At 70.3% G+C, this 2,504-nt stretch carries 2 protein-coding genes; both read left to right on the top strand.

Annotated elements, in window-relative coordinates:
* Positions 1-1,729: ATP-dependent DNA helicase UvrD2 (locus AC1DBQ_RS22910; RefSeq protein WP_476930693.1), on the top strand; the 1,729-nt coding region annotated here is incomplete at its 5' end.
* On the top strand, positions 1,729-2,349 hold the full coding sequence (locus AC1DBQ_RS22905; protein ID WP_476930692.1) for a M48 metallopeptidase family protein: 621 nt from the start codon (positions 1,729-1,731) through the stop codon (positions 2,347-2,349). The genes AC1DBQ_RS22910 and AC1DBQ_RS22905, both read left to right, overlap by 1 nt.
* Positions 2,350-2,504: the final 155 nt, after the last annotated feature.

Here is a 2,504-nt window from a genome sequence, read left to right as displayed (position 1 = left end):
GCTCAGCACGGACCGCGCCTCCATCCGCGACCTCGCCTCCGAAATCGAGTGGGCCAAGGTCTCCATGCTCACCCCGGCGAACTACCTGGAAAACGCCCAGGGCCGCGGCACTCCGGGCGGCTTCGACCTGACCGCCGTGGCGAGGGTCTTCCAGTMCTACGAGGACGTCAAGACCGACCGCAACGTCATCGACTTCGAGGACGTGCTGCTGATCACCGTCGGCATTCTTCAGGAGGACCCCAAGGTGGCGGCGACCGTCCGGGAACAGTACCGGCACTTCGTCGTCGACGAATACCAGGACGTCTCGCCGCTGCAGCAACGGCTCCTGGAGCTGTGGCTTGGCGGCCGCGACGACCTCTGCGTCGTGGGCGACGCCAGCCAGACCATCTACTCCTTTACCGGGGCCTCGCCGAAGCACCTGCTCGGCTTCAAGGCGATGTATCCCGAGGCTCACGTCGTCAAGCTGATCCGGGACTACCGCTCCACTCCGCAGGTGGTCAAGCTCGCCAACGACCTCCTTGCGGGCCGGCGCAGCGGCGGCCCTGTGGCGGACGCCGCATGGGCGACGCCGCTGCAGCTCGTGGCCCAGCGGCCCGCCGGCCCGGTTCCGCAGTTTACGGAGTGCTCCGACGACGAGGCCGAGGCCGCCACGGTCGCCGCCCGGATCCGCGAACTGCTCGACGCCGGCACACCGGCCAGCCAGGTCGCCGTCCTCTTCCGCACCAACGGACAGTCCGAAGCCTACGAGCAGGCGCTGGCCGCGGCAGGAATCGGCTACCAGCTGCGCGGCGGTGAACGGTTCTTCGCCCGGAAAGAAGTCCGCGATGCCATCCTGCAGCTCCGGGCCGCCACCCGGGCCGCTGCCGAAACCGCCACGCCCGAGCCGCTCGGGCAGCTGGTCCGCKACATCGTGGCCTCCCTTGGCTACACCGACGCGGCGCCCCACAGCGGCGGCGCCCTCCGGGAACGCTGGGAATCGCTGGCCGCCCTCGTGGCGCTGGCCGACGAACTCGTCATCAGCCGCGGGGAGCAGTTCAGCCTCTCCGACTTCGTCAACGAGCTCCAGGAACGGTCTCTGGCCCAGCACGCACCGACCRTCCAGGGCGTCACCCTGGCATCGCTGCACGCCGCCAAGGGCCTGGAATGGGACGCCGTGTTCCTGGTCGGACTCAGCGAGGGGCTCATGCCGATCTCCTTCGCGGACACTCCGGAAGCGGTGGATGAGGAACGCAGGCTTTTGTACGTGGGCATCACCCGCGCCCGGGAACACCTGTCGCTGTCCTGGTCCACCKCCCGGACACCGGGCGGGCGGGCCAACCGCAAGCCCTCACGCTTCCTGGACGGCCTGCGACCCGACTYGGTGGCCAGTTCGCACCTCCGCGGCAAGGGCGCCGCGCCGCGCCGGAAAGCCGCCGTCCCGGCGTCGTGCCGGGTCTGCGGAAGCATGCTCTCCAGCGGCGCGGAACGCAAGGTGGGGCGTTGCAACCAGTGCCCGCCCACCTACGAGGAACAGACGTTCGACGMGCTGAGACAATGGCGGAAGGACGTGGCCCTGGAAGCCGACGTCCCCGCGTTTGTCGTGTTCACCGACGCGACCTTGACCGCCATCGCCGAGGCCCGCCCCGAATCCCTGGAACAGTTGGCCAAACTCGCCGGCGTGGGCCCGTCCAAGCTGGAAAAGTACGGCGAGGCCGTCCTGACGGTCCTGGCGKAAAATACGGGGCACTGATGGCCGGCACCACTACCCCGCTGACCACCGCCGACGGCGCCCCGGTGGTCGTCCGCCGGTCCGCCCGCCGCCGCCGGACTGTTGCCGCCTTCTGGGAAGACGGCACCGCGGTGGTCGCCATCCCCGCCTCGTTCACCAGAGCCCAGGAGCGGGAATGGGTCCACCGGATGCTCGAAAAGCTCCGGCGGCAAGGAGCCCGCGGCGCGGCCGGTGCCGGCCGKCGGCGCCCCCGCAGCGATGCCGATCTTGCCGCCCACGCCGCCGAACTTTCCGCGAAGTACCTGGGCGGKAGGGYGGTGCCGTCMTCCGTCCGCTGGGTCACCAACCAGAACTCGCGCTGGGGTTCGGCGACCCCGTCGGAAGGAACCATCCGGCTCTCGGCCAAACTTCAGCCCATGCCCCAGTGGGTGATCGACTATGTGCTGCTCCACGAACTCGCCCACCTGCTGGTGGCCGGCCACGACGCCGCCTTCTGGCGGCTGCTCACGGCGTACCCCGAGACGGAACGTGCCAAGGCATTCCTCGAGGGCGTCTCGTTCGCGACGTCACGGGGCCTGGCGCCCGGCGGGGGATACGACGAAGCCCCGGACGGAACCGAAGTCCCGGCCGGGGCCAACTAGCTACGCTTTGGGGCTGCCGCCCGCGTCCGGGCTGCCACCAGCGTCCGGCCCGCCGTCGCCGCTCTGGTCTTCCTCAGTKGCTGCCGGCGGTTCCTGACCGGAACCGGCGGACTCCTCAGGTGCGCTGGAGGCAGAGGCGTCGGAAGCGGCGGAAC

The sequence above is a fragment of the Arthrobacter sp. 10T413_2 genome (assembly GCF_056394205.1).
The sequence above is the reverse complement of the archived record's forward strand: the minus strand, read 5'-3'. Positions and strand labels throughout refer to the sequence as shown.